25 protein-coding genes are annotated in these 26103 nt (G+C 65.6%); 11 read left to right on the top strand and 14 right to left on the bottom strand.

Translation table 11 applies throughout. The features are described 5' to 3' along the window. The first annotated feature begins 143 nt into the window (after positions 1 to 143). Positions 144 to 1025: a 3-methyl-2-oxobutanoate hydroxymethyltransferase gene (panB, locus tag IB243_RS05745; RefSeq protein WP_192425683.1), complete on the top strand. Its 882-nt coding sequence runs from the start codon at positions 144 to 146 to the stop codon at positions 1023 to 1025. Between the two features lie 41 nt (positions 1026 to 1066). After that, positions 1067 to 1912 carry a pantoate--beta-alanine ligase gene (gene panC, locus IB243_RS05740; protein ID WP_192425681.1) on the top strand — a complete coding sequence of 282 codons (846 nt, stop codon included), beginning with the start codon at positions 1067 to 1069 and terminating at the stop codon, positions 1910 to 1912. Positions 1913 to 1984: 72 nt separating this feature from the next. On the opposite strand, the gene IB243_RS05735 is transcribed toward panC, so the two are convergent. Further along, positions 1985 to 2707: an alpha/beta fold hydrolase gene (locus IB243_RS05735; protein ID WP_192425679.1), complete on the bottom strand. Its 723-nt coding sequence runs from the start codon at positions 2705 to 2707 to the stop codon at positions 1985 to 1987. A gap of 187 nt (positions 2708 to 2894) precedes the next feature. Here IB243_RS05735 and IB243_RS05730 point away from each other — a divergent pair, with 187 nt between their 5' ends. From IB243_RS05730 to IB243_RS05720, 3 genes are all read left to right on the top strand, one after another. Then, positions 2895 to 6401: a DUF2126 domain-containing protein gene (locus tag IB243_RS05730; protein WP_192425677.1), complete on the top strand. Its 3507-nt coding sequence runs from the start codon at positions 2895 to 2897 to the stop codon at positions 6399 to 6401. A 189-nt stretch (positions 6402 to 6590) separates the two neighbouring features. Then, complete coding sequence (locus IB243_RS05725) at positions 6591 to 9218, top strand: circularly permuted type 2 ATP-grasp protein (RefSeq protein WP_225584764.1); 2628 nt, start codon at positions 6591 to 6593, stop codon at positions 9216 to 9218. Positions 9219 to 9220: 2 nt separating this feature from the next. Then, positions 9221 to 10189 carry a transglutaminase family protein gene (locus tag IB243_RS05720; protein ID WP_192425673.1) on the top strand — a complete coding sequence of 323 codons (969 nt, stop codon included), beginning with the start codon at positions 9221 to 9223 and terminating at the stop codon, positions 10187 to 10189. Here IB243_RS05720 and IB243_RS05715 read toward each other — a convergent pair. The 7 genes from IB243_RS05715 to IB243_RS05685 all read right to left on the bottom strand — a co-directional run bounded on the left by IB243_RS05715 (position 10155) and on the right by IB243_RS05685 (position 15569). Then, positions 10155 to 11114: an alpha-E domain-containing protein gene (locus IB243_RS05715; protein ID WP_192425671.1), complete on the bottom strand. Its 960-nt coding sequence runs from the start codon at positions 11112 to 11114 to the stop codon at positions 10155 to 10157. The two genes, IB243_RS05720 and IB243_RS05715, sit on opposite strands and share 35 nt — an antisense overlap. Further along, the gene (locus tag IB243_RS05710; RefSeq protein WP_010463181.1) at positions 11108 to 11263 is read right to left on the bottom strand and encodes an alpha-E domain-containing protein; all 156 of its coding nucleotides are present in this window, start codon (positions 11261 to 11263) and stop codon (positions 11108 to 11110) included. The genes IB243_RS05715 and IB243_RS05710 overlap by 7 nt, the downstream gene beginning before the upstream one ends. A 320-nt stretch (positions 11264 to 11583) precedes the next feature. After that, positions 11584 to 12765 carry a putative zinc-binding metallopeptidase gene (locus tag IB243_RS05705; protein ID WP_192425669.1) on the bottom strand — a complete coding sequence of 394 codons (1182 nt, stop codon included), beginning with the start codon at positions 12763 to 12765 and terminating at the stop codon, positions 11584 to 11586. A 174-nt stretch (positions 12766 to 12939) separates the two neighbouring features. After that, complete coding sequence (locus IB243_RS05700; protein WP_010463178.1) at positions 12940 to 13257, bottom strand: BON domain-containing protein; 318 nt, start codon at positions 13255 to 13257, stop codon at positions 12940 to 12942. 109 nt (positions 13258 to 13366) lie between these two features. After that, positions 13367 to 13759, bottom strand: a complete 393-nt coding sequence (locus IB243_RS05695; RefSeq protein WP_192425667.1) for a hypothetical protein — start codon at positions 13757 to 13759, stop codon at positions 13367 to 13369. Positions 13760 to 13813: 54 nt separating this feature from the next. Continuing rightward, positions 13814 to 13978 (bottom strand): DUF1328 domain-containing protein, encoded by a 165-nt coding sequence (locus IB243_RS05690; RefSeq protein ID WP_010463174.1) that lies wholly within the window; start codon positions 13976 to 13978, stop codon positions 13814 to 13816. Positions 13979 to 14165: 187 nt separating this feature from the next. Continuing rightward, the gene (locus IB243_RS05685; RefSeq protein ID WP_192425665.1) at positions 14166 to 15569 is read right to left on the bottom strand and encodes a CHASE3 domain-containing protein; all 1404 of its coding nucleotides are present in this window, start codon (positions 15567 to 15569) and stop codon (positions 14166 to 14168) included. Positions 15570 to 15693: 124 nt separating this feature from the next. Between IB243_RS05685 and IB243_RS05680 the strand changes: the two genes are divergently transcribed. Next, complete coding sequence (locus tag IB243_RS05680; RefSeq protein ID WP_010463169.1) at positions 15694 to 16326, top strand: response regulator transcription factor; 633 nt, start codon at positions 15694 to 15696, stop codon at positions 16324 to 16326. Positions 16327 to 16431: 105 nt separating this feature from the next. Here the strand turns inward: IB243_RS05680 and IB243_RS05675 are convergent, their stop codons facing one another. From IB243_RS05675 to gpmA, 4 genes are all read right to left on the bottom strand, one after another. Then, positions 16432 to 16860: a response regulator gene (locus IB243_RS05675; protein WP_035197925.1), complete on the bottom strand. Its 429-nt coding sequence runs from the start codon at positions 16858 to 16860 to the stop codon at positions 16432 to 16434. 113 nt (positions 16861 to 16973) lie between these two features. Further along, complete coding sequence (locus IB243_RS05670; RefSeq protein ID WP_192425663.1) at positions 16974 to 17723, bottom strand: HesA/MoeB/ThiF family protein; 750 nt, start codon at positions 17721 to 17723, stop codon at positions 16974 to 16976. 82 nt (positions 17724 to 17805) lie between these two features. Then, a complete protein-coding gene (locus IB243_RS05665) occupies positions 17806 to 19242 on the bottom strand; it encodes a S41 family peptidase (RefSeq protein WP_010463164.1) in 1437 nt (478 codons plus the stop codon). A 122-nt stretch (positions 19243 to 19364) separates the two neighbouring features. Continuing rightward, positions 19365 to 20108, bottom strand: coding sequence for a 2,3-diphosphoglycerate-dependent phosphoglycerate mutase (gpmA, locus tag IB243_RS05660; protein WP_010463162.1), 744 nt, complete (start codon positions 20106 to 20108; stop codon positions 19365 to 19367). An 87-nt stretch (positions 20109 to 20195) separates the two neighbouring features. On the opposite strand from gpmA, the gene IB243_RS05655 reads away from it, so the two are divergent. The 4 genes from IB243_RS05655 (at position 20196) to IB243_RS05640 (ending at position 22568) form a co-directional block, all read left to right on the top strand. After that, positions 20196 to 20603 (top strand): rhodanese-like domain-containing protein, encoded by a 408-nt coding sequence (locus IB243_RS05655; protein WP_010463160.1) that lies wholly within the window; start codon positions 20196 to 20198, stop codon positions 20601 to 20603. Between the two features lie 68 nt (positions 20604 to 20671). Then, positions 20672 to 20932 carry a glutaredoxin 3 gene (gene grxC, locus IB243_RS05650; RefSeq protein ID WP_010463158.1) on the top strand — a complete coding sequence of 87 codons (261 nt, stop codon included), beginning with the start codon at positions 20672 to 20674 and terminating at the stop codon, positions 20930 to 20932. Between the two features lie 105 nt (positions 20933 to 21037). After that, the gene (gene secB / locus IB243_RS05645; RefSeq protein ID WP_010463156.1) at positions 21038 to 21496 is read left to right on the top strand and encodes a protein-export chaperone SecB; all 459 of its coding nucleotides are present in this window, start codon (positions 21038 to 21040) and stop codon (positions 21494 to 21496) included. 58 nt (positions 21497 to 21554) lie between these two features. Then, the gene (locus tag IB243_RS05640) at positions 21555 to 22568 is read left to right on the top strand and encodes an NAD(P)H-dependent glycerol-3-phosphate dehydrogenase (protein ID WP_192425661.1); all 1014 of its coding nucleotides are present in this window, start codon (positions 21555 to 21557) and stop codon (positions 22566 to 22568) included. Between the two features lie 39 nt (positions 22569 to 22607). Here IB243_RS05640 and IB243_RS05635 read toward each other — a convergent pair whose 3' ends face one another. Then, positions 22608 to 23294, bottom strand: a complete 687-nt coding sequence (locus IB243_RS05635) for a hypothetical protein (protein WP_010463152.1) — start codon at positions 23292 to 23294, stop codon at positions 22608 to 22610. Between the two features lie 490 nt (positions 23295 to 23784). Then, positions 23785 to 25029, bottom strand: coding sequence for a diaminopimelate decarboxylase (gene lysA / locus IB243_RS05630; protein ID WP_192425659.1), 1245 nt, complete (start codon positions 25027 to 25029; stop codon positions 23785 to 23787). Between the two features lie 111 nt (positions 25030 to 25140). Here lysA and IB243_RS05625 point away from each other — a divergent pair, with 111 nt between their 5' ends. Further along, positions 25141 to 26079 carry a LysR family transcriptional regulator gene (locus tag IB243_RS05625; protein ID WP_192425657.1) on the top strand — a complete coding sequence of 313 codons (939 nt, stop codon included), beginning with the start codon at positions 25141 to 25143 and terminating at the stop codon, positions 26077 to 26079. Positions 26080 to 26103 lie beyond the last annotated feature (24 nt).

Raw genomic sequence — 26103 nt, 5'->3', positions numbered from 1 at the left:
CGCTGCTGTCATGGGCCGCGAGCATACCGGGAACGCAAAGGCCACTGCGCCAACACGGGCCGCTTTCTACCGGGCAGGAAACCAATAAGTACACCCATTATTGGTCGCATAGACTCGCGGCAATTTTTGCATACGGAGGCCCCATGACTGCCACGAACACCGTTTCCGCCACGCCCTACGGCACCCTGCCGCCCGCATCGCCCCTGCCCCAGCGCCGCCCGGTCAGCCTGCCGCGCCTGGCGCAGATGCGCGCAGCGGGTGAGAAGATCACCATGCTCACCGCCTACGACGCCACGTTTGCGGCCGTGGCCGATGCGGCGGGGGTGGAATGCATCCTGGTGGGTGATTCGCTGGGCATGGTGTGCCAGGGGCTGCCCAGCACGGTAGGCGTGGGCCTGGACACCATGGCCTACCACACGGCCAGCGTGGCACGCGGCCTGCACCGCGTGCAGGGCACGGCGTGGCTTGTGGCCGACCTGCCCTATGGCACCTATGCCGAAAGCCGCGAGCAGGCCCTGCGCAGTGCCTGCGTGCTGATGCAGGCGGGGGCGCACATGGTCAAGCTGGAAGGTGGGGGCTGGACAGCGCCCACGGTGGAGTTCCTGGTGCAGCGCGGCGTGCCGGTGTGCGCCCACCTGGGCCTCACGCCGCAAACAGTGCACGCCCTGGGCGGCTACCGCGTGCAGGGCAAGACCGACGATGACGCCCGCACCCTGCGCAAAGAGGCGCATGAGCTGCAGGATGCAGGCGCCACCATGCTGGTGCTGGAGATGGTGCCTGCCGTGCTGGCCGCCGACCTCACGGCCGAGCTGCTGCACTGCCACACCATCGGCATCGGCGCGGGCAACGGCACCGCCGGCCAGGTGCTGGTGTTGCACGACATGCTGGGCATGAACCTCGGAAAAATGCCGAAGTTCGTCCACAACTTCATGCACGACGCTGGCAGTGTGCGCGGCGCCATGGAGGCGTATGTGCAGGCCGTCAAGCAGGGTAGCTTTCCCGACAACGCCCAACACGCCTGGTAACCGCCACCCCTCGCTTTCGCCCACTGACTCCCTTTCGCCCCATGCTGATTGCCCACTCCATCGCCGACCTGCGCCAGGCCCTTGCACCCCACCGCCGCCCCGCCTTCGTGCCCACCATGGGCAACCTGCACGAAGGGCACATCGCCCTGGTGCACCAGGCCAAGCCCCTGGGCGACGTGACGGTGGCCAGCATCTTTGTGAACCGCCTGCAGTTTCTGCCGCACGAGGACTTCGACAGCTACCCCCGCACCTGGGAGGCCGACTGCGCGCAGCTGCAGGCCGCAGGTTGTGATGTGCTGTTTGCCCCGCGGGAGGCGGACCTGTACCCGCAGCCCCAGACCTTCAAGGTGCACCCCGACCCACAGCTGGCCGACATGCTGGAGGGGCACTTTCGCCCCGGCTTTTTTGTGGGTGTGAGCACGGTGGTGATGAAGCTGTTTGCCTGCGTGCTCGGCCAGACCGGCGGCACGGCCGTGTTCGGCAAGAAGGACTACCAGCAGTTGATGGTGATCCGCCACATGGTGCAGCAGTTTGCGCTGCCCATTGAGGTGGTGGCGGGCGCAACCTGCCGCGCGGCCGATGGCCTGGCGCTGAGTTCGCGCAACGGGTACCTGAGCCGGGAAGAGCGGCAAGAGGCTGTGGCGCTGCCTTCGGCATTGAAGCAACTGGCCCAGCAGTGGCTGAACACGCCCTCCGGCGACCGCAGCGCGCTGGAGCCGCAGGCCCTGGAGGCCCTGCGCGCCCGGGGATGGTTGCCCGACTACCTCACCGTGCGCCGCCGTGCGGACCTGCTGCCCGCCACGGCGGCCGATGCGGCAGGCACGCTGGTGGCGCTGGGGGCTGCGCGGTTGGGCAGCACGCGGTTGATCGACAACTTCGAATTCTGATTTGCTACCAATTTGATAGCTTCTAGCGCTTATTGGATAAGCGCCAGCGGCCAAAAACATTCAAAACCCGGTTCAAATCCACCCATTGCGGGCCAGCCACTGCACCAGCAGGTGGTTGACGGCCTCGGGCTGTTCCATGGTCAGCATGTGGCCGCTGTGGGCCAGCAGGGTGTGATCGGCATGGGGAACCAGCGCCGCGATCTCGGCAGAACATTCGGGCGGCGTGAGCTGGTCGGCCTCGCCACACACCACCAGCACGGGGCAGGCCACGCCGGGCAGGTGCAGGCGGGCATCGGGCCGGTGGATGACGGCGCGGTTCTGGCGCACCAGGTGCGCGGCGCCAGCGCCCAGCACAAAGTCGAGATAGGCCTGCACCAGCTCAGGCCGCGTGGCGTTGTCGGGGTGGAAGGCAAAGGCCACGTTGGGCTCGATCACTTCGCGCAGGCGGCCTTGTTCAAAGAGTTCGATGGCAGCCTCGCGCAGCGCCCGCATGTCCGGCGTTTCAGGCCGCGCCGTAGTGCCCAGCAACGCCAGACCCGCAATGCGCTCGGGCGCCTGGCGTGCGGCTTCCATCGCGACCATCCCGCCCATGGAGGCACCGGCCAGCACCAGCGGCCCCGTGTGCTGCGCCAGCAACCGGGCGGCGAAATCCTCGATGGTGTGCAGTGTGGTGTCCTGGTGGGCCGTGGCCACCACCGGGCGCAGGGCCTCGGGCATGCGCGGCAAGACACCCCGCCACATACGTTCATCGGCCGCCAGGCCGGGTAAAAGCAGGAGTTGGGGTGGCTGGGACATGGCTATACGGCAGGGTGAATCACCAAGATGGTGCTGTGAAGGAATGGGGGCGGACGGTGGTGGGTTCGGCGTCGCCCACTGGAAAGGAAAGACCGGCACCGCAGATTGTGAACAGGCCGTGAACACAAGGCACCGGCGCGGGGATTGTTTACCACGATGGCTCGGGACTTGCTAGCATGCCCTGCATATGCCCATCCACGCCGCGCTCCACCACGTCACGCATTATCAATACGACCGGCTGGTTGGCCTGGGGCCACAAACCGTTCGCCTGCGTCCCGCCCCGCATTGCCGCAGCAACGTCATTTCGTATTCGCTCAAGGTCGAGCCCGCGCAGCATTTCATCAACTGGCAGCAAGACCCGTTTGCCAACTACCAGGCACGGCTGGTGTTCCCCGAGAAGACGCGCAGCTTCAAGATCACGGTGGACCTGGTGGTCGAGATGGCGGTGTACAACCCCTTCGACTTCTTCCTGGAGCCCGAGGCTGAGCAGATTCCGTTCCACTACAGCGCAGAGATCCAACAAGAGCTGGCGCCGTACCTGGCGGCCGACCCGGTCACCCCGCTGGTCCAGGCCTACCTCGACAAGATCGACCGCACCGAGCAGCGCACCATCGATTTCCTGGTCAAGCTCAACCAGCAGGTGTCGCAGGACATCCGCTACCTCATCCGCATGGAGCCCGGCGTGCAGGGCCCCGAGGAGACACTGCACAAAGCCAGTGGATCGTGCCGCGACTCGGGCTGGCTGCTGGTGCAGCTGCTGCGCCACCTGGGGCTGGCGGCGCGGTTCGTGTCGGGCTACCTGATCCAGCTCACGCCCGACGTGAAGGCGCTCGATGGCCCGAGTGGCACCGAAGTGGACTTCACCGACCTTCACGCCTGGTGCGAGGTCTACCTGCCCGGCGCGGGCTGGATCGGCCTGGACGCCACCAGCGGCCTGATGGCGGGCGAGGGCCATATCCCGCTGGCCTGCACGCCCCAGCCCTCCGGCGCCGCGCCGATTGAAGGCGGGGTGGACGAGGCCGAGGTGGAGTTCAACCACGAGATGCGCGTGACGCGCATCTTCGAATCGCCGCGCGTGACCAAGCCCTACACCGAAGACCAGTGGCAGGCCGTGCAGGCGCTGGGCGACCAGGTGGATGCCGACCTGACCGCGAACGATGTGCGCCTGACCATGGGCGGCGAGCCCACCTTTGTGGCCGTGGGCGACCGCGACGCTGCCGAGTGGAACACCGACGCCCTGGGGCCCACCAAACGCGGCTTTGCCACCGAGCTGGTGCACAAGCTGCGCGCCGAATATGGCCAGGGCGGTTTTCTGCATTTTGGCCAGGGCAAGTGGTACCCCGGCGAACAGTTACCCCGCTGGGCGTTGTCGATCTGCTGGCGCGCCGACGGCCAGCCGGCCTGGAAAAACCCCGCGCTGTTTGCTGACGAACGCAACCCATCGCACTACACCAGCGCGGACGCAGAACGTTTTGTGCACCACCTCACGCGCAAGCTGGGCATCACTGATCGCTATATCCAGCCCGGCTACGAGGACACCTTCTACTACCTGTGGCGCGAGCGGCGCCTGCCGGTCAACGTGGACCCGTTTGACGCGCGCCTGGACGACGAGCTGGAGCGCGCTCGCCTGCGCCGCGTGTTCGAGCAAAAGCTCGACAGCGTGATCGGCTATGTGCTGCCGCTGCAGGCGGGTGAGGGGTCGGGCAAGCTGGTGGGCAGTGTGTGGAGCACCGGCCCCTGGTTCTTCCGCGACGACCGCATGTTGCTCATCCCCGGCGATTCGCCCATGGGCTACCGGCTGCCCCTGGACGCCCTGCCCTGGGTGAAGGCCGCCGACACCGACCACCTGATCCCGCCAGACCCGACCGCCCCCCAGGGCCCGCTGGCCGCCGCCACCACGCTGCGCGCACGCTATGCCACGCCATCAGGCCCCGTCACCGGCGACCGTGACCTGCCCTACCTGGCAGGTGCCACCGCCCCCAGCGAGGCACGCCGGGTGGCCCAAGGCGTTGCAGGCACCGCAGGCGGCGACCACGCACGCCAAACGGGCCAGCCCGATCCCCATGCGGGCATGCAGCCCCCAGGCAAGTTCCAGTCGGCCGCCGGGCTGTCGCGCACTGCGATGTGCGTCGAGGTGCGCGACCCGCGCCGGTCCAGCGGCCCCAAGGCGGAAGCGGTGGGTGAAAAGTATGGCGTGTTGTATGTCTTCATGCCGCCGCTGGCGCGCCTGGACGACTACCTGGACCTGCTGGCCGCCATCGAGGCCACGGCCGAGGAGCTGGGCCTGAAGATCGTGCTGGAAGGCTACCCGCCCCCGCGCGACGCACGCCTGAAGGTGCTGCAGGTCACGCCCGACCCTGGTGTGATCGAGGTGAACATCCACCCTGCCAGCCACTGGAAGGAACTGGTGCAGCACACCGAGTTTCTGTACCAGGCCGCGTGGGAGACGCGCCTGTCGGCCGAGAAGTTCATGACCGATGGCCGCCACACCGGCACCGGGGGTGGCAACCACTTCGTGATGGGTGGTGCCACACCGGCCGACTCGCCGTTCTTGCGCAAGCCCGAGCTGCTGGCCAGCCTGCTGCTGTATTGGCACAACCACCCCAGCCTGAGCTATTTGTTCAGCGGCCTGTTCATCGGCCCCACCAGCCAGTCGCCGCGGGTGGACGAGGCGCGCAACGACCAGCTGTACGAGCTGGAGATCGCGCTGCGCGAGATCGAATCCAACCGCGCCCTGTACGGCCAGGACATGCCGCCGTGGCTGGTGGACCGCACGCTGCGCAACATCCTCGTGGACGTGACGGGCAACACCCACCGCAGCGAGTTTTCCATCGACAAGATGTTCTCGCCCGACAGCAGCACCGGCCGCCTGGGCCTCTTGGAGCTGCGCGCTTTCGAGATGCCGCCCCACGCCCACATGAGCGTGGTGCAGCAGCTGCTGCTGCGCGCCCTGATTGCACGCTTCTGGAAGACGCCCTACCGCGCCCCCGCCGCCCGCTGGGGCACCGAGCTGCACGACCGCTGGATGCTGCCCACCTTCATCCAGCAGGACATGCACGATGTGGTGGCCGACATGGTCGCAGCGGGCTATGCGTTTGATGCGGCCTGGTTTGCGCCGCAGTTCGAGTTCCGCTTCCCCATGGTCGGCACGGTACAGTCCATGGGTGTGGAGCTGACCCTGCGCAACGCGCTGGAGCCCTGGCATGTGATGGGCGAGGAAGGCTCCGCCGGGGGCACCGTGCGCTATGTGGACTCGTCGCTGGAGCGCATCGAGGTGCGGGTGACGGGCATGAACGAAAGCCGCCATGTGGTCACCGTCAACGGCCAGCCGCTGCCGCTGCAAAGCACGGGCACCACCGGCGAGTTTGTGGCCGGTGTGCGCTACAAGGCCTGGAATCCGCCCTCGGCCCTGCACCCCACCATCGGCGCCCATGCGCCGCTCACGTTCGACATCGTGGACACCTGGATGAACCGCTCTTTGGGCGGCTGCCAGTACCACGTGGCGCACCCGGGCGGACGCAACTACGACACCTTCCCGGTCAACGCCTACGAGGCCGAAAGCCGCCGCCTCGCGCGGTTCTCGCGCATGGGCCACACGCCGGGCAGGCTGGCGGTGCCGCCTGCAACCATTGCGCTGCCGGGCAGCCGAGAGTTTCCGTTCACGCTGGATCTGCGGCGCAAGATGCGGCCGTAGAAATGCCCACCCCCTGAGGCGCGGTGCGCCTTCCCCCTTGAAGGGGGACGACGCCCTTGCTGCGGGGCGGCCCTTGCTTGGCGTCCCTCGCGGGGCCGCGCCGGTTTTTGAGCCTGCGGGTTACCCGCAGAGTCCTCGCGACCAAATGCCCGAAAATCGAGTGCAGTGACAAACCCCAACGACCGCCTCTTGCCCACAGATCTCCCCGAAAGCGCGGCCCAGCTGGCGGCCGCGCTGGCGCCCACCGCTGCGGCTGGGCATTTTGACGAGCTGCGGGGCGCCGGTGCGCCCGCACGCCCATCCCCCACCGACGGCCTTGCTGGGGCTGCAAACGCTTCCAAATCAATAGCAAACAGTGAAGAACTGACAAGCGCCTGGGCCACTTTTTTCGATCAAATGGGGTCCGAGGGCTTCCAGGACCTGGACCGGCGCATGGCGAGCCTGCAGCGCCAGGTGCGTGACAACGGCATCACCTACAACGTGTACGCCGATGCCGACGGCCCACAGCGGCCCTGGTCGGTCGATCTGTTTCCGCTGATCCTCTCGCAAGGCGACTGGGCACACATCGAGCGCGGCGTGTTGCAGCGCGTGCGCCTGCTCGACCGCGTGATGGCCGACGTGTATGGCCCGCAAGAGTTGCTGCACAAAGGCTTGCTGCCCAGCGCGCTGGTGCAGGGCCACCCGGGCTATCTGCGCGCCATGCATGGGGTCCAGCCCGTGGGCGGCACGCACCTGCACATTGCGGCGTTCGACATGGCGCGCGATGCGCAGGGCGACTGGTGGGTCGTCACGCAGCGCACGCAGGCGCCGTCGGGCCTGGGCTACCTGCTGGAGAACCGGCTGCTCATCTCGCGCCTGTTCCCCGAGGCCTTCCGCCAGATGCACGTGCAGCGCCTGGCCGCCACCTACCGCGCGTTGCTCGACGGGCTGCGGCAGATGAGCCCGGCGGGGCAGGATGCGCGCATCGTGCTGCTCACGCCCGGCCCGTACAACGAAACCTACTTTGAGCACGCCTACCTGGCGCGCTACCTGGGCCTCACGCTGGTCGAAGGCAACGACCTCACCGTGCGCGATGCGCGCCTGTACCTCAAGACGCTGCACGGCCTGCAGCCGGTGCACGGCATCCTGAAGCGCCTGGACGACGAGTTTCTCGACCCACTGGAGCTGCGCAGCGACTCGCGCCTGGGCGTGCCCGGCCTGCTGCAGGCCATCCGCGCGGGCAACGTGCTGGTGGCCAATGCGCCGGGCTCGGCGTTCCTGGAATCGTCGGCATTGCTGGGCTTCATGCCCGCGCTCTCGCGCCACCTGCTGGGCGAAGAGCTCGCGCTGCCGTCACTGCCCACCTGGTGGTGTGGCGAGCGCTCGGCCATGCAGGCGGTGCTGCCGCAACTGGCCCACAGCGTGATCCGGCCCACCTGGCCCATGGGGCAGCGGGTGCCGGTGCTCGGCGGTGCGCAGTCACCGCAAGACCTGGCGCAGTGGTCCCAGCGCATCCAGGGCCAGGGGGACGAATACACCGTGCAGGCCCACCTGCCGTTGTCGCAGATGCCGACGTGGCACCCCGGCCCGCCGGGGCAGCCACCGCGCAGCAGCATTGCGCCCCGTTCGGTGATGCTGCGCGTGTTTGCCGTGTGTGATGGTCCGGGCTCCTGGCGGGTGCTGCCGGGCGGGCTGGCGCGCATTGCCACCGGTGACAGCGAGATCACGTCCATGCAGCGTGGCGGCAGCAGCGCCGATGTCTGGGTGCTGACCGACGGCCAGGTGGACACCACCACGCTGCTCGCCCACAACCAGAGCGCCCCGGCCGTGGTGCACCGCAGCCGGCAGGTGACCAGCCGCGCGGCCGAAAACCTCTTCTGGCTGGGCCGCTACACCGAACGCACCGAGAACGTGACCCGGCTGGCGCGCATTGCGCTGCAATGCCTGAACGGCGAGGACCAGTCGTCCCAGCCGCTGCTGGCCTGGCTGGGGGCAATGGCCGTGGGCCAGGGACTGGTGCTGTCCACCGTGCCGCCGGCCACACAGGCGCGTCGCGTGTTCGAGCGCTCGCTTATCGCGGGGCTGACGAATGCCGCCCAGATCACCAGCGTGGGCTACAACCTGCGCGGCATCCTCGGGGCGGCCTCGGCCGTGCGTGACCGCCTGTCGCAGGAGCACTGGAACCTCATCGTGAATGCCGACTCCGAGTTTTTTGCGCAACGCCCGGGCGTTGCGGAAGACGGCGACTATTCACCGCTGGACGCGCTGCGCCAGCTCGAAGCCCTGAGCGGCCGCACCGCTGCCATGACCGGCCAGCAGACCGACCGCATGACCCGCGACGATGGCTGGCGGCTGCTGTCGATCGGGAGGCATCTGGAGCGCCTGGGCTTTCTGGCCGCTGCGCTCGAAAGTGGCCTGCAAACGGAAGCGGTGTTCGACGAAAGTGGCTTCGAGGCCATGATCGCGCTGTTTGACAGCACCATCACCTTCCACGCCCAGTACCAGCAGCGGCGCGACATGCCCGCGCTGCTCGACCTGCTGGTGATCGACCGCGACAACCCCCGGTCCCTGGCCTGGGTGGCCCAGACGCTGCGCGGGCGCATTGCCAAGATCGAGGCGGCCGCAGGGACACCCGGAGAGTCCGCGGCCACGGGCATCCCCGAAGCGTCCGACCTGTCGCTGGTCGCCTTGTGCGCGCAGGATGCCGAGGGCCGGCATGCCGCGCTGGAGCAGTACCTGGGCAGCTGTGTGCGGGGTGTGATGGGCCTGTCGGAGGTGCTGGCCACGCGCTATTTCACCCATTCAGTGGATGCCTTGCGGTACAGCATCGGAGCTTGACCATGCGATTGCGCGTCATCCACGAAACGGTGTACCAATACACGCCGGCGGTGCAAAACGCCCAGCACATGGCCCACCTGCGGCCACGCACTGGGTTGGTGCAGCGCGTGCTGACCCACACGCTGCAAGTGGAACCCGCCCCAACACAGTGCCAAACCGCCCAGGACGTGTTTGGCAACACCCGTGCATTCTTCAGCCTGCCTTTCACCCACGAGCGGCTGCACGTGCGCGCCGAAAGCCTGCTGGAGACCACACCGCCGCCGCCAGCACCACCCGGCGAACCTTGGGAGGCGGTGCGTGAACGCCTGGCCTACCGGCGTGGCATGCCCTTCCACCCTGCCGCCGAATTTGGCTTTGCCTCGCCCTACATCCCCCGGCACACCGACTTTGTGGCCTATGCCCGCGAGAGTTTTGCGCCAGGGCGTCCGCTGATGGCGGTGGCCAGCCACCTGATGTCGCGCATCCATGCCGACTTCGCCTACACGGCCCACGCCACGGATGCCGGCACGCCCGCGCTCGAATCCCTGCGGCTGCGCCGGGGCGTATGCCAGGACTTTGCCCACGTGATGATCGGCTGCCTGCGCAGTATGGGCCTGGCAGCACGGTATGTGAGCGGCTACTTGCTGACCGAGCCCCCGCCGGGCCAGCCACGGCTGGTGGGGGCCGACGCCTCGCACGCCTGGGTTTCGGTGTGGTCTCCCGCAGCCAAGGATAGCGAGGGCACGGCACAGGACACGGAGTGGTTTGACCTGGACCCGACGAACGACCGAGCTGCCGGCGAGGACTATGTGACCCTGGCCGTTGGGCGCGACTACTCGGATGTGTCGCCGCTGCGCGGCGTGATCCATGGCGGCGACCACCATGTGCTGCAGGTGGGGGTGACCGTGGAGCCCGTGCCGGTCAGCGAACCCGCAGCGGCACCCGAAGTGGCCCCCGTCACGCCGTCGAAGGCACCAGGAAATCCTGACTGATCCGTGCGCCCAGGTCATTCACGCGCTCCAGAAACTGCGTGAGATAAGCATGCAATCCGTGGGTCAGAATTTCGTCGATGCGCGCGAACTTCAAGTGGGCCAGCAGCCGCCCCGCATGCCGCTCTGTCTCTGCAGATTGGCCGCCTCCCAGCATGTCGAGGTTGCCCAACACCTCCTTCATGCACGCATGCAGTGAGCGTGGCATGTCGGCGCGCAAGATCAGCAGTTCAGCCACCCGCTCGGGGGTGATCACGTCGCGGTAGACCTTGCGGTAGGTCTCAAAGCCGGACACGCTCAGCAAGATCGCGCTCCAGTGGTAGAAGTCGTAATCCTGGTCTTGCTCCGTGGCCGTGCCCATGAAGTCGCTCTGCACGGCGTGAAACTTCACGTCCAGCAGACGCGCCGTGTTGTCGGCCCGCTCCAGGAAGGTGCCCAGCCGCATGAAGTGCAGCGCTTCGTCTTGCAGCATGGTGCCCACCGTGACGCCACGCGACAGGTGCGAACGGAACTTCACCCATTCAAAGAACCGCGCCGGGTCTCTCTCCAGTGCACCGCCATCAATGAGCCGGTTCACCTCGAGCCAGGTCTGGTTCAGGATCTCCCACGCCTCGGTATTCAGCGCACCGCGCACGGCCCGGGCATTCTCCCGCGCGGCCCGCAGGCAGGCCACGATGGACGAGGGGTTGGCCGGGTCCTTGACCATGAAATGCAGCACCTTCGCCGGGGTCACCTCTCCATGCTGGGCGGTGTAGGCGGGCAGCAGCTCGCTGATGGACAACAGCCCCTGCCAGCCCTGCATGGCCACTTCGGTGGATTGCGGCAGCAGCGCGCTTTGGTAGTTGACGTCCAGCATGCGGGCGGTGTTCTCTGCCCGCTCTGTGTAGCGGGCCATCCAGAACAGGTGGTCGGCAGTGCGGCTCAGCATACGGCCTCCTTGTTCAACGGGGGCAGAGAACCCCGGGCGTGCTGCGCACGCTGGCGGTGTTGTGTCGAAAGCCCGGCGGCGCAGGGCTTTTCTGCCCGCTCGGTGTAGCGGGCCATCCAGAACAGGTGATCAGCAGTGCGGCTCAGCATGGTCGCGACCTCCCTTGGTGATGTGTGTGCATTCGCCTCGGTGGGGGTGGCTCGCCCGGCACCCCAGCTGTCTTGGCGGCCTACCACGCCAAGGGTTTGCGCACGCGCCGTGCGCAAACCCTGCCCCGGCAGGGCGCACCGGCATCACGCCTGGCGAACCAGACCAACCTGCCACACCGCTCCAACGCTGCGGGGGCAGCGGAATAACCATCGCGTTGAACTTCTGCATGAGAGCCAATCTCCTCGCAGACATTTAGCAAGTTCCAGGCCGTGGTCGCTCCAACCCTTGGATAACGGCAGAATTTGAGAAAAATCAGGCGCTAGCGCATGTCCTTGCTGGTTATTTTGCTATTCTTTTTATTGATGGGTTTGGCGACGGGTACAGAGGGTACCGATGGGGACGGAGCCACGGCCGAGGACGGTCGCTGGGCGGCTTCTCGCACCACGTCGTGTACAAACCTCAGTTTGGCAAGCACCTCGCCGGCCAGCGCAAACGGATAGGCATCGGGCTGCCCCAGGCTGCGTGTGAGGCTGTTGAGCAGCAGCGTCAGCGGCACCAGGTGCTGCACCATGGACTGGAAATCAGGTGCCGGGCTGGCAAACGGGTCGATGGCGCTGCTGCGCTGCGCGCCATAGATGCCAGGGATCGTGACCTCGGTGGCATAGCTGGCCGATGTCTCCAGCAGATCAATCATGTGCAGGTAATGGGCCCAGGTCTCCGCCCAATCCTCCCAGGGGTGGGCGGCGGCATAGGCGCTGACGTGGTGATCAGCCCAGTCGCCCAGGTCGTTGCCTTTGGCGTAGTGGGCCTCCAACGCGGCGGCATAGTCCTGGCGCTCGTCGCCAAACATCTGGCGGAAGTCTTCCAGGCGCCCACCGTCGCGCACCAGCTGGTCCCAATAAAAATGGCCAGACTCATGGCGCAGGTGGCCAATCAGCGTTCGGTAGGGTTCCCCCAGCGCGATGCGGCGGCGTGCGCGCTCGTCGTCGTCCGCTTCAGCCACATTGAGTGTGATCGTCCCGCCGTGGTGGCCCGTCATGACAGGGGGCCCGCCGGGCAATTCCGCCAGAAATTCAAAAACCGGCCCGGTGCGCCCCGGTGCCGGCTCCAGGCCCAGACGGGCCAGGCTGTAAAACAGGCGCCGCTTGGCAGCCTCGATCTGCATCCAGCGGCCCATGTTGGCAGCCTCCGAAAGATCGGGCAGCACCCGGGTCTGGCGGCAGGACACACACAGTTCGGCGTAGTCGTTGGCCGGCACCGCAAAGTTGCAAGCTTGGTGCTCCGTATGGTTGCGGCACATGCGGTACAGGCGGCCGCTGTAGTCGGTGCTGCCGCGCCCGCCCCTGCGCCTCCACAGGTCGGCACCGTCCTGCGGCGCAGGCGCGAGGGCCGCAATGGTCAGCACATCGGGCAAAAATGCCAGCGCGCTGCCACAGTGCAGACACTGCACGCTATCGAAAAAAACCAGATGACCGCAATGGTCGCAATTGAATACCCGCATGGTATGAAGCTTATACCCCGTGGAGTGTGGCCAACGCACAAGGCTTGGGAGGCACCAATGGATGCACCCATGCAAAAAGCAGGCTCCAGGACATGCCCGGAGCCTGCTTAGCGGTCAGTGCCTATGCGCCTTCGGCTTTGGAAGACCGCAGGCGCATGGTGTCAGGCAATCCGGTCAGGGTCGAACCACGATGCTGTTGCGCACTTCACGCACATTCTTGGTGTTGCGTGCAATGGCTTCCGCCTGGTTCTTTTCAGCCTGCGACTTGGCAAAGCCCGAAAGCTGTACCGTGCCGTTGAGCGTCTCTACGCTGATGGAAGTGGCCGATACGTTTTTGTCTTCTGCCATCTTGGCCTTCACGGCGGTGGTGATGCCGGCGTCGTCCACATAGGAGCCAACGGTTTGTTGTTCACGGGCTACCGAGCAGCCAGTGGCCGTGATGATGGTGATGCCAGCGACAGCGGCAAAAGCGAGTGCACGTGCGTATTTCATGGTGTTGTCCTTCTTTGAGAATGGTTGGGAACGCGGGTGCTGGAAGATTGCAATCTGCCGGTCTGTTGCACCCTCCGCGACCGGCGGACTGTAGGGAGATGGGTGCGGCTCAGTAGGCGTGCCGACGGCGCGACATCCACAGCACCAGCGTGGCCAGTGCCGCGCCCGAGGCGGCGGCAATCACCAGCGACTTGCCGGGTTGCTCGGCAACATATTTGTTCGTGGCGTCTGCGGCTTGCTGCATCTGGCGGCGAGCCCGGGCGCTTGTCTCGGCGCAGTAGCCAATGCTGCGTGCTGCGAGATCCTGCGCACGTGCAGCAAGATCGTCAATGACCGGGTCGGTCTGGCTGCGCAGCGCACGCACACCTTCCTCTGCTTTTTCCAACGAGTTGTTGGCGGCCGTGCGGGTGGATTGCACGGCGTCCTGTGCGCTCTGCAGCACGTCGTCGGCAAGATGGCGGGCGCTGTTGGCAACTTTATCGGTAGCGGTCTGGATACTCATGCGGAAACTCCTTGAAAGGGTGAATGCGGGTGCTTGATTTCGCGGTCCGGGGCGTCAGCCCTTTTTGAGCAGACCCAGTACAAAGGTCACGACCGCCATGATGACGAACACGAAGAACAGAATCTTGGCGATGCCTACGGCACCGGCAGCAATACCGCCAAAGCCGAACAGGGCAGCGATCAACGCGATCACCAGAAAAACAACTGCGTAGTGCAACATTTCTTTCTCCTTCTCCTCTTGAGGTGGCCGGTTGCCGGCGGTTGGATTGGCACAAGAACTTCAGCGCCTGGGATTCACTGTAAGGAACCTGCGGGGCCAAAGATGCCGGTGCCCGGCGCGCGGGCCTGTCGGCGGCACAGCGAGCCGCCTGTAGGACGGGACCTGCTGCACCTCGGCTCGATCCTCGTCAAGCGTCCAGTGCGGGGACCGGCGGCGACTCGGCGCTGCGGCGCTGCAGCGGCAGCACGGCGGAAACCAGGGTGCCGTTGCCGGGGCGGGAGGTAATGGAGAGCCTGCCGCCCGCAGACTCCACCCGGTGGCGCATTCCAGAAAGCCCGTGCGACGTAGGCCGCACCGTGGCCGGGTCAAACCCCTCGCCATCGTCGCGCACCTGGACGGCCACATGGGTAGGGTAACCATGCACCGACACCAGCACCTTGCTGGCCTTGGCATATTTGCCGATGTTGGTCAGCGCCTCCTGCACCATGCGGTACACCGTGAGTTGCGAGGCATCGGGCAACTGGACCGCCTCCAGGCTGGTCTCGACCTCAATGCCCGCGCGCTCGGCGTATTCGCGCGTGAGGATCTCCAGGGCCGCCGTCAGGCCCAGGTTGGACAGCGACGAAGGACGAAGGTCCTCGATGATGCGGCGCTTGAGCGCAATCCCGCTGTTGAGCGTTTCGGTCAGGTGCTTGAGCCGTTCTGCCACTTCAGGGGCATTGGCGTCGATCTTGGATTTGAGCCGCGCCACATCGAGCTTGGCCGCTGTGAGCAACGCGCCCAGCTCATCGTGCAGCTCCCGCGCCAGGTGCCCGCGCTCGTCTTCGCGCACTTGTTGAAGGTGGTTCGCCAGCTCGGAAAGAGTTGCCGTGCGGACCTTCACAAGGCCTTCGAGGCGGTCTCGTTCGCGCTCCAGCAGGGCCTGCTCGCGCAGGTTGACCACCTGCAGCGCCTGCGCCTGGCGCAGGTACATGTAAAACGCCAGCAAGCCAATGACGGTGACGGTGGCGATGCCGATGCGCGACAGCATGAGCGACTGCTCGATCTGCTCCTGACCTTGTTTCACGTGCTGGTCGCTGCGGGCAATCAATTCCAGCGCGTGTTTGCGGATCGCCTCCATGTGTTCCTTGCCCACATCGGTGTGCAGGATGAACTTCCAGGCATCTTCGTTGCCCTGCCGGCGCAAGCGCAGGCTCAGCTCCATCTCCGCGAGCTTGCGGGATATCTGCCGCGACAGCAGCGCAAACTCCTGCATGTCATCCGGGGCGTCCATGAACAGCCCACGCAAGCCGTCCAGGTTGGTCTGCACGGTGGCCACGGCCTTGTCGTACGGCTCCAGGTAAGTCTCGTTGCCGGTGAGCAGGTAACCACGCTGCCCTGTTTCTGCGTCCAGCATGCTCTGCAGCAGCAGATTGACGGCCTTGCGCGTGTTCTGGCCGTGGGTCATTTGCTCCACCGCATCCTGAGACCGCATGTGGCCCGTTTCATTGATACCCACCAGCACCATGGCCGCCAGCAACGCCATGGGCAGGCTCAGTGCCATCCTGCGGACTTTGGGCAGCCAGATGCGGGTGTTTTCTTTAAGACTCATACGCGGTATTCTGGATAATGTGTGTAGACCCGGGCACCACCCTGCCACCAGGGGTGAAGTGCCGGAACAATTTGCAACCAACAAACATCAGGAGCGGCATCACCGCCCTGCGAAAGAAAGATCGATGATCAAGATTGGCATTGTGGATGACCACGCGATTGTTCGTTCCGGGCTGCGGCAGTTCCTGTCGGAGCATGTGGATCTGCGGGTGGAGGGCGAAGCCTCCAACGGGCGCGAAGCCATCGACCTGGTGCGCAACAAGGAAATTGATGTCCTGCTGATGGACCTTTCGATGCCCGGCCAGAGCGGTCTGGATGCCCTGGCCATGCTGCGCGCCAAGGCGCCCGACATGGGCATCCTGATCCTGAGCGGATATCCCGAAGAGCACTATGCGATCAACCTGATCCGCCAGGGTGCGAGCGGCTACCTGAACAAGGAATGCGAACCCTCGGAAATCGTGGAGGCGATCCGCACCATTGCGCTGGGCCGGCGCTACCTGACGCCTGCCGTGGCCGAACTGCTGGCCCAGCAGCTCAATCGCAAGGATGACGCACCGCCCCACGAGCAGCTGTCTGAACGCGAGTTTCAGGTGTTCCTCAAGCTGGCCAAGGGGGAGACGGCGGGCGATATCGCCAAGGCCTTGTCTTTGAGCGTGAAGACGGTGAGCACCTACCGCACACGGCTGATGGAAAAGATGAGTCTGTCGTCCAACAGCGATCTGACTTACTACGCGCTCAAGAACCGCCTGATTGACTGACATGGGGTGGCCTCAGTCCGGGGTCCTGGCGGCTTGCTCAGCCAGACAACAGGAGCGGTAAAAACAAGAAGCCCCGCCGCGCATCCCGCGCGGCAGGGCCGAACGTCACAGCGAGTGGCCAGGCGCCGAGAAGGATTGGTTGGCAGCATCCATTCCCGCAGGGCTGCTGCTATGCTGGATGCAGTAATCCACCAGCGCATCGATTTCGTTGGATTTATCAAAAACCGCATCCACCCCGAGTTGCGCGCAGCGCATGCGCACATCGGGCGTCGCGTAGTTGCTCAGTACCACCATCTTCTGGCCGGGGCGGCGTGAGCGGCACGCCGCCAGCACACCCAGCCCGCTGCCCTGGCGCAGGAAAAGATCCACGATCGCCAGGTCCCACTGTTCGCCGTGGGTGGCAAGCCAGTTCTTGCCCTCGTCCTCCGTCTCCGCAACCCCTACCGCTTCTACGGACGCCAACTCTTCGAGCGTCCCGATCAGGTTCTCTCGAATGGTGGCGTTGTCTTCAACGATGTAGGTGCGGAGTTTCACAGAAGGGCCCAGTTTCACGGTCAGCGCACGTTTGCGCTTGTCGAGCCTCAAATTTAGAGGTTCAGCTGAATGGATTCTGCCAGCCACCACACGTGGATGTTGTAGGAATAATCCTACCGAACAACACACACCGTGCAGTGCGCAGCGCGCGCTACATTCATGGTGCTCCATTCCATGGCTCGCCCATCGAGCATCAGCAAGCGCCCCGCCAGCGATGTTCCGATGCCCGCGAGCAGCTTCAGGGCCTCAGCCGCCTGCATGGCCCCCACTACGCCCACCAGCGGCGCGAACACCCCCATGGTGGAACAGCGCACCTCTTCAAATTCCGCCTCGGGCGGAAAAATGCAGGCATAACAGGGCGACGCGGCGTGGCGCGGATCCACCACCGTGATCTGCGCATCAAAGCGGATGACAGCCCCCGCAACCAGGGGCTTGCGATGGCGCACACAAGCTGCATTGATGGCCTGGCGCGTGGCGTAGTTGTCGCTGCAATCGAGCACCACCGAGGCGTCCTGCACCAGCGCATCCAGCACGGCGGCATCGGCACGCGCCTGCAGCGCCGTCACACGCACTCCCGGGTTGATGGCCTCCATGGCGCTGGCTGCCGACTCCACCTTGGGCCGGCCCACCCGGGCAGTGGTGTGGGCAATCTGCCGTTGCAGGTTAGTGAGGTCCACCACATCGTCGTCCACCAGGGTGATATGGCCGACACCGGCAGACGCCAGGTACAGCGCTGCAGGCGAACCGAGGCCACCCGCCCCCACGATGACCGCATGGGACGCCAACACCTGCTCCTGTCCCTCGATGCCCATCTCATCGAGCAGGATGTGGCGGGAGTACCGCAAGAGCTGGTCATCGGTCATGGCGAAAATCTCTGAAAACTAAGGGCAAGAAAAAAGGCCGGATCTCGCTGGAAATCCGGCCTTCAGCGCAGGGAGCGAAAGCTCAATTCTCTTTCTTCTCGTCCTTGCGTTCTGTCAACGTCTTGCTGACCAGCACCGTCCGTCCCTTGAGCTGGTTCAGCGCCTGCACAAGCTGAAAGTCCTTGTCCGAACCGAACTCCGGAGCCTTGCGTTCCGTGGCTGGCTTCTTGGCCTCTTCCTCCATGCGCTTGAGGGCGCTCTCGCGGGCCTTTTCACGGGCTTCGTCCTTCTTTTCCTCGCCTTGGCCGCTGCCCAGGTGCTTGTCAAGATCGGCCTCGCGCATGCGCAGGGCCGCAAAGACGTTGCCTTCTTCCGACTCGTCGATCATCACATCGGGCACGATGCCCTTGGCCTGGATCGACTTGCCACTGGGGGTGTAGTAACGCGCAGTGGTCAGCTTGATGCCGGTATCCGGCCCCAGCGGGCGGACGGTCTGCACCGAGCCCTTGCCAAAGGTCTGGCTGCCCATGATGGTGGCGCGCTTGTGGTCCTGCAGGGCGCCAGCCACGATCTCACTGGCCGATGCGGAGCCCTCGTTCACCAGTACCACAAGCGGCACGGACTTGAGGGCTGCAGGCAGGCGGCGCAGCGGATCACCACCGCCGCGGCGCTGGTAGTAGTCTGGCGACGCCTTGTAGGTGGCCTTGCTGTCTGCCAGCTGGCCATTGGTCGTGACCACCGTGACGTTTTCCGGCAGGAATGCCGCCGAGATGGCCACGGCTGCATCCAGCAGGCCGCCGGGATCGTTGCGCAGGTCCAGCACCAGACCCTTGAGGTTGGGTTCCTGCTTGTAGACCTCTTCCACCTTGCGCACGAAGTCATCGACCGTGCGCTCCTGGAACTGCGACAGGCGGATCCAGCCGTAGCCAGGCTCCACCACCTTGCCCTTGACGGACTGGGTCTTGATCTCTTCGCGCGTGATGGTGACGGGGAAAGTCCGGCTCTCGTCCTTGCGGAAGATGGTGAGCGTGACCTTGGTGTTGGGCTCGCCGCGCATGCGCTTGACCGCATCGTTGAGCGATAGGCCCTTGACCGCCGTTTCGTCGATCTTGGTGATCAGGTCATTGGTCTTGAGGCCGGCACGGAAGGCCGGCGAACCCTCAATGGGCGATACCACCTTGATCAAGCCGTCTTCCTGGGTGATTTCGATGCCAACCCCCACAAAACGGCCCGAGGTACCTTCGCGGAATTCCTTAAAGGACTTCTTGTCGAAATACTGGGAGTGCGGATCGAGGCTGGCCACCATGCCGGAAATGGCGTCGGTGATGAGCTTCTTGTCATCCACCGGCTCGACGTAGTCGGTTTTCACGAGGCCAAACACCGCCGACAGCTGCTGGATTTCCTCCAGCGGCAGCGGGGTCATCGCGCCGCGGGCTACCGTCTGCAACGATACCGTCGTCAGAGCCCCAGCCACGACACCTACCGACACCCATCCTGCAATTTTGAGTTTGTGGCCCATACAACACCTTTTACCGCTTCAAAACCAATATACACCTTGGAAGGACCAAACCCGCTGCGGTTCCGCACAGGCGCTCACTTTCGACAGAATATCGGCAGGTTTTCCCTGTCTTTACCCCGGCTTTACGCCTTGCCTTGCGACGCGACCGCCGCTGCAGCCTTCGCGGCCGCCTCGGCATCGCCCAGATAGTAGTGGCGGATGGGCTTGAGATCGGCGTCGAGTTCGTATACCAGTGGGATTCCGTTGGGAATGTTCAGGCCCACGATGTCCGATTCGGAGATGTTGTCCAGGTACTTCACCAGGGCGCGGATGGAGTTGCCGTGCGCCGCCACCACCACGCGCTTGCCTGAGCGGATGGCGGGTGCCATGGCATCGTTCCAGAACGGCAGCACGCGGGCCACCGTGTCCTTCAGGCATTCCGTCAACGGCACGCTGCCTTCGGCCAGGGCGGCGTAGCGGCGGTCGTTGCGCTCGCTGCGGGGGTCCGTAGCCTCCAGGGCTGGCGGGGGGGTGTCGTAGCTGCGGCGCCAGACCAGCACCTGTTCGTCACCGTACTGCTTGGCCATGTCGGCCTTGTTCAGCCCCTGCAGGGCACCGTAGTGGCGTTCGTTCAGGCGCCAGTCCTTGACCACCGGCAGCCAGGTGCTGTCCATTTCGTCGAGCGCGTACCACAGCGTGTGGACGGCGCGCTTGAGCACGCTGGTGAACGCCAGGTCGAACTCATAGCCCTCGGCCTTGAGCAGCTTGCCGGCCGACATGGCCTGGGAGACGCCAGTGGGCGTGAGATCCACGTCGGTCCAGCCGGTGAAACGGTTTTCAAGGTTCCAGGTGGATTCACCGTGGCGGATGAGGACGAGTTTGTACATGGTTTCCCCAGGAAAGGCGGGTCAAAGAAATGCGGGCCAAAACCCAGCATTCTAGAATTACGCTGTTCGCCAACCCAAGGAATCTTCGTGAAATTCATTATCGACAACTGGTATCTGATCTTTGTTGCACTGGCTTCGGGCGGCATGTTGCTGTGGCCGGTCCTCAAGAACGCCAGTGGCGGCTCGCTGACTCCCGCGCGGGCCGTGCAGCTCATCAACCGCGAAAAGGCGGTGGTCATCGACGTCTGCGAAACCGAGGAATTCGCCGCAGGCCATGTGAACGGTGCCAAGAACGTGCCCCTGGGCCAGCTCGAAGAGCGCCTGCCCACCGTGGTCAAGAACAAGGCCCTGCCCCTGGTGCTGGTGTGCGCCACCGGTGCCCGCGCCAACCGTGCCGTGGCCATGGCCAAGAAGCTGGGCTATGAGAACGCCCAGGCCATGGCCGGCGGACTCAAGGCGTGGCGCGAAGCCAGCCTGCCTGTGGAAAAAGCCTGAACCGCCCCCAGTTATTCCATCAACGATAGGCTTGTGCCTGGTCTCGTTGCCCAACAGGAAGAACCGCCATGCAACCCGTGAAGATGTACACCACTGCTGTCTGCCCCTACTGCATCCGGGCCAAGCAGATCCTCAAGTCCAAAGGCGTGGAACAGATCGAAGAGATCCGCATCGATACCGACCCCGCCGCGCGCGTCCATATGATGGAGATCACCGGCCGCCGCACGGTGCCGCAGATCTACATCGGCGACACCCACGTGGGTGGCCACGATGATCTGGTGGCGCTGGACAGTCGCGGCGAGCTGATGCCCCTGCTGGGCGCCGCCTGACCCCCTCACCGGGCGCTGCATAATGCAGCCCCATGTGCCCGCTGCGGGAGCTGATCCCCGGCGGGTTTCGTTTTGCTGAAACCCGTTTGCATAAGAGACTTCACCATGGCCGACCAAGAAAACCCCGTATTCCAGATCCAACGCGTCTACCTGAAGGACCTGTCGCTGGAACAACCCAATTCCCCCGGCATCCTGCTCGAACAAGAGCAGCCCAGCGTGGACATCCAGCTGGGTGTGGAAGCCACTCCCGTGGCCGAAGGCATCTATGAAGTGGCCGTGACCGCCACCGTGCAGACCAAGATCAAGGACAAGACCGTGTTCCTGGTCGAAGCCAAGCAAGCCGGCATCTTTGAAATCCGCAACGTGCCGGAAGACCAGATGGGCCCCATCATGGGCATCGCCTGCCCACAGATCGTGTACCCCTACCTGCGCGGCAACGTGGCCGACGTGATCAACCGCGCCGGCTTCCCGCCCGTGCACCTGGCCGAGATCAACTTCCAGGCCATGTACGAGCAGCAACAAGCGCAGGCCGCCGGCCAGGCTTCGCCCATCATCACGCAGTAATCATCAGCGTTTAGAGGCTTTTTGGCCTCTAGCGCTTGATAGATAAGCGCCAAAAGCTATGAAAATCATAGTATTGGGTGCCGGTGCCTGGGGTTCTGCGCTTGCCATGAGCGCGGCCCAGCACCCTGCCGGCCATGCGGTCACGCTCTGGGCGCGCGACGCCGCCCAGGCAGGCAGCATGCGTGGGGAGCGCCAGAACCCGCGCTACCTGCCCGGCATCGCCTTCCCCGCTTCCCTCACCATTGCAGACGGCGACTTTGCCACGCTGCTGCCGGGTGCCGACCTGGTCATCGTGGCCACACCCATGGCGGCGCTGCGCGGCATGCTGCGGGCGCTGCGGGGATGCACGGCGCCCGTGGCCTGGCTGTGCAAGGGCTTCGAGGCGGTGCCTCCCGGTGCCGATTCAGCATCTTTTGGGCTGCTGGCGCATGAGGTACAAGCGCAAGTAGCTCCTGATTTGATAGCGGGTGTTTTCAGCGGCCCAAGCTTTGCGCAGGAAGTGGCGCTGGGGCAGCCCACGGCCCTGGTGGCCGCCAGCCCCCATGCCGCCGTGCGTGATGCGCTGGTCAACGCTTTCCACAGCCCCAGTGTGCGCGTGTACGCCAACGAAGACATCGTGGGTGTGGAAGTGGGCGGGGCAGTGAAAAACGTGCTGGCCATCGCCACCGGCCTGTGCGACGGGCTGGCGCTGGGGCTCAACGCCCGCGCCGCCCTCATTACCCGCGGGCTGGCCGAGATGACGCGGCTGGGCTTGGCGCTGGGCGCACGCCCCGACACCTTCATGGGCCTGTCCGGCCTGGGCGATCTGGTGCTGACCGCCACCGGCGACCTGTCGCGCAACCGGCGCGTGGGCATGCTGCTGGCGCAGGGCCAGACCCTGGCGCAGGCGGTGGAATCCCTGGGCCATGTGGCAGAAGGCGTCTACAGCGCCCGCACCGTGGTGCAGCGCGCACAGACCCTGGGCGTGGACATGCCCATCGCCGAGGCCGCCGTGGCCCTGCTCGACGGCCGCCTGCAACCTGCCGAGGCCGTGGCGCAGCTCATGGGGCGCGGCCCCCGGGGCGAGCTCTGAGAAGGTGTGAACGCTGCCCACCGCACAGCACCGTGAGGGTTACCCCACTGACAGGCGCCGCAGCAGCCCCTCTTCATCGTCGGGGTGAAAAAAATACGGGTAAAAACTGCGCTCCTCGCTGGCCAGCTTGGGCTGGCCACCAAACTGGTCGATGAGGCGGCGCCCCTTGTCGGCGCCGATGTGCAGCAGCACGGCGGGCGCACCCACACGCTCGCACATGCGCTCGGGGCCGATCTGGTCAAAACACAGCATGCGCCGATAAAACGGAGCGTGGCGCGGATTCACCTCGATGACGATGTCGGTGGCCCGCCGTGCCCGGAAGGCCACGATCCACGCAATGTGGAAGATGGCACCTAGCACATGCTTGGAGCGCACCTCCGGGTCCATCGCGAGCTTGCCCATTTCGCAGATGCGCGCGCCGCGCTGGCGCAGTTCGGCGATGAACTCGGGGTACTGCTCCTCGGCCGCAAGGTGCCCGTCGTCCATGCGCACCGAAATCGTCCCTTGCGACTGCCCGTCGATCTGCACCACCAGGCTGCTCAGGTCGCAATCGTGCGACAAGGTGGCCTGCATGCTGTAGCCCTTGCGGGCATACATGCGGGCCAGCAGCCCCTGGCCCTTGCGCGACAGGCGGATCTTGCAGGTCTTGGTCTCGGGGCATCCCAGGCGGCTCAGGTACTCGCCCGGGTAGGCAAGCTCGACAATCGTCTGTTCTTCGGCATGCATGGGGACTCCAGTTCTTCTGATGCGCCCCACCTACCCGCGCCCTGTGCGTGGCGCCAAGCAGCCGGACCCTCGGCGCTCCATTGAGAGAGAAAGTGCAGCTTAGCGGCTTCCTCGTTCCATTGCAGCCCAAGGCAATGCGGGAAGCGGACCAACGGCCCGACAGCCTTGGCAAAAGGCATGCGGGGGCCACTCCCGGCACCGCCCAGCAAAAAGCCGCAGGGCGCCCCGAAACGGGCGCCCTGCGGCTTTTTTTAGGACCCCTCGCGGGGCGCGATCAGAACACTCCGAACAGCATGAGCAACAGAACCACGGACAGCGGGACGCCGAGCAGCCAAGCAATGATGGGCATAGTGATCTCCTGAAAAAGGTTGAAGGGGGTAAGTGATTTCACTGTATGGCCCCGCTTTTCCCGCCCTTGTGCGCCTGCACTGCGCATGGCCGTAGGTGCATGCCTACCGGCTGTCGGAGCGGTACCCGCCCCCCAGCGCGATCAAAGCCCCTGTTCCAGCGCCAGCAGCTCGTCCACCGTCTGGCGGCGGCGGATGAGGCGCGCCTGGCCACCATCGACGAACACCTCGGCAATCAAGGGGCGCGTGTTGTAGTTGGAGGACATCGATGCGCCATAGGCCCCCGTGTCGTGGATCACCAGCAGATCACCCACCTGGGCGCCTGGCAGGTCGCGCGGCAGCACCACGCCGCCATCGCCCTGCGTGAACACGTCGCCGGATTCGCACAGGGGTCCCGCCACCACGGTGGGGTGCTCTGCCTCCGTGGCGCCATCGCGGCGCAGCACGCTCATGGCGTGGTAGCTGCCGTACATCGACGGGCGCATGAGTTCGTTGAAGCCGGTATCGACCAGCACGAAGTGGTTGTTGCCTGCGTTCTTGGTGGCGCGCACCTGGCCCAGCAACACGCCGGATTCGGCCACCAGGTAGCGGCCGGGTTCGATCTCCAGGCCCAGCTTGTGGCCCACGATGGCCTCGGCCTGCTGGCGTGCAGCGTCCCACAGGCCGTGGTAGTGCTGGGTGTCGACCACCGGGTCGCCACTGCGGTAGGGGATGGACAGGCCACCACCGGCCGAGATGGCGTGCAGGTCATGCCCCGCCGCATGGGCCGTGCGCACCAGGCCCACCATGGCGCCGCAGACTTCGGCCAGGTGGCTGTAGTCCACGCCCGAGCCAATGTGCATGTGCAGGCCCACCAGCTTCAAACCATGCTGCGCGATCGCGGCCAGCGCCGCAGGCAGGTCGGTGTGCCAGATGCCGTGCTTGCTGTGCTCGCCGCCGGTGTTGGTCTTGTTGCTGTGGCCGTGGCCAAACCCGGGGTTGATGCGCAGCCACACGGCGTGGCCGGGCGAGCGCGCGCCCAGCTGGTGCAGCATGTCGATGGAACCCGCGTTGACCGGCACGCCGTGTTCGACCACGCAGTCGAGCGTGGCGGCGTCGAACAGGTCGGCGGTGAAGACGATCTCTGACGACTCTCCGCCGGCCGTGTAGCCCGCCGCCAGCGCGCGCAGGATCTCGCCGCGCGAGACCGCATCCACCTTCACGCCCTGCTCGCGCATGAGCTTCAGGATGTGGATGTTGGAGCAGGCCTTCTGCGCGAAACGGATGGTCTCGAAGTTGGACACCTGGGCAATGCGCTGGCGGATGGTGGCCGCGTCGTACACCCACAGCGGGGTACCGAACTGGTCGGCCAAAGACCACAACTGGGCGGGCGAGAAGGGGTTGGACATGGAGACTCCGAAGACACAAGGCTGAATGGAAGCCCGGATGATGCCCTCTGGCAGGTATTTGGTCGAATGCTTTTATTTCCAACATTCATTCATTTTGGATATGCTCCGCGCATGACCGACACGCCACTGGCCCACCGCATCACCCACCGACACATCGAAGTGTTTCGCGCCGTGATGACCGCCGGCAGCGCCACCGGCGCGGCCGACCTGCTGCACAGCTCGCAGCCCACGGTGAGCCGCGAGCTGGCCCGGCTGGAATCGCTGCTGGGCTATGCGCTGTTCGAACGCATCCAGGGCCGCCTGCGGGCCAACGCGCGCGCGCTCGCGCTGTGGGACGAGGTGCAGCGCTCGTGGCAGGGCCTGGAGCGCGTGGTGGGCCGCGCGGTGGCGCTGGGCCGTCCCGACGCGGTGCAGCTGGCAGTGCTGTGCTTGCCCGCGCTGGCGCACGCACTGCTGCCCGGTGCGGCGGCGCGGCTGATGCAGGTGCAGCCCCACGCGCGCCTGTCGGTCACACCGCAGGATTCGCCGCTGCTCGAAGAATGGATGAGTGCCCAGCGTTTTGACCTGGGCCTGTGCGAGCAGACCTCCGCCCCACCCGGCACCCGCGCCGAGGTGCTGCTCACCCTGGACGAAGTGGCCGTGCTGCCCGCCGACCACGCCCTGGCCCGGCAACCCGTGCTGCAGCTGGCGGACTTTGCCGGCCAGCCCTTTGTGAGCCTGTCGGCCGACGACCCCTACCGCCGCCTGATCGACGCGCGTTTTTCCGAAGCCGCCGTGCCACGCACGCTGCGCATGGAAACCCACAGCGCCGCTGCCGTGTGCGCGATGGTGGAGCACGGCCTGGGGCTGGCCATCGTCAACCCGCTGACGGCCCTGACGGCTGCGGCGAATGGCCGGCTGGTGGTGCGGCGGCTCGCGTTCTCGATCCCGTTCAGCGTGGCGGCCGTGCTGCCGCTGTACCGCCCACCGCTGCCCGAGGTGTTGCCCATGCTGGAGGCCCTGCGGGCCGAAGCTGCGGAAGTGGCGCGCCGCCTTCAGGCGCTGGCTTAGCCACCATCCCTGGCGGCACGAACG

Source organism: Acidovorax sp. ACV01, from assembly GCF_014851495.1.
Taxonomy (GTDB): Bacteria; Pseudomonadota; Gammaproteobacteria; order Burkholderiales; family Burkholderiaceae_C; genus Acidovorax; species Acidovorax radicis.
This window is presented reverse-complemented; position numbering and strand designations above follow the sequence as displayed.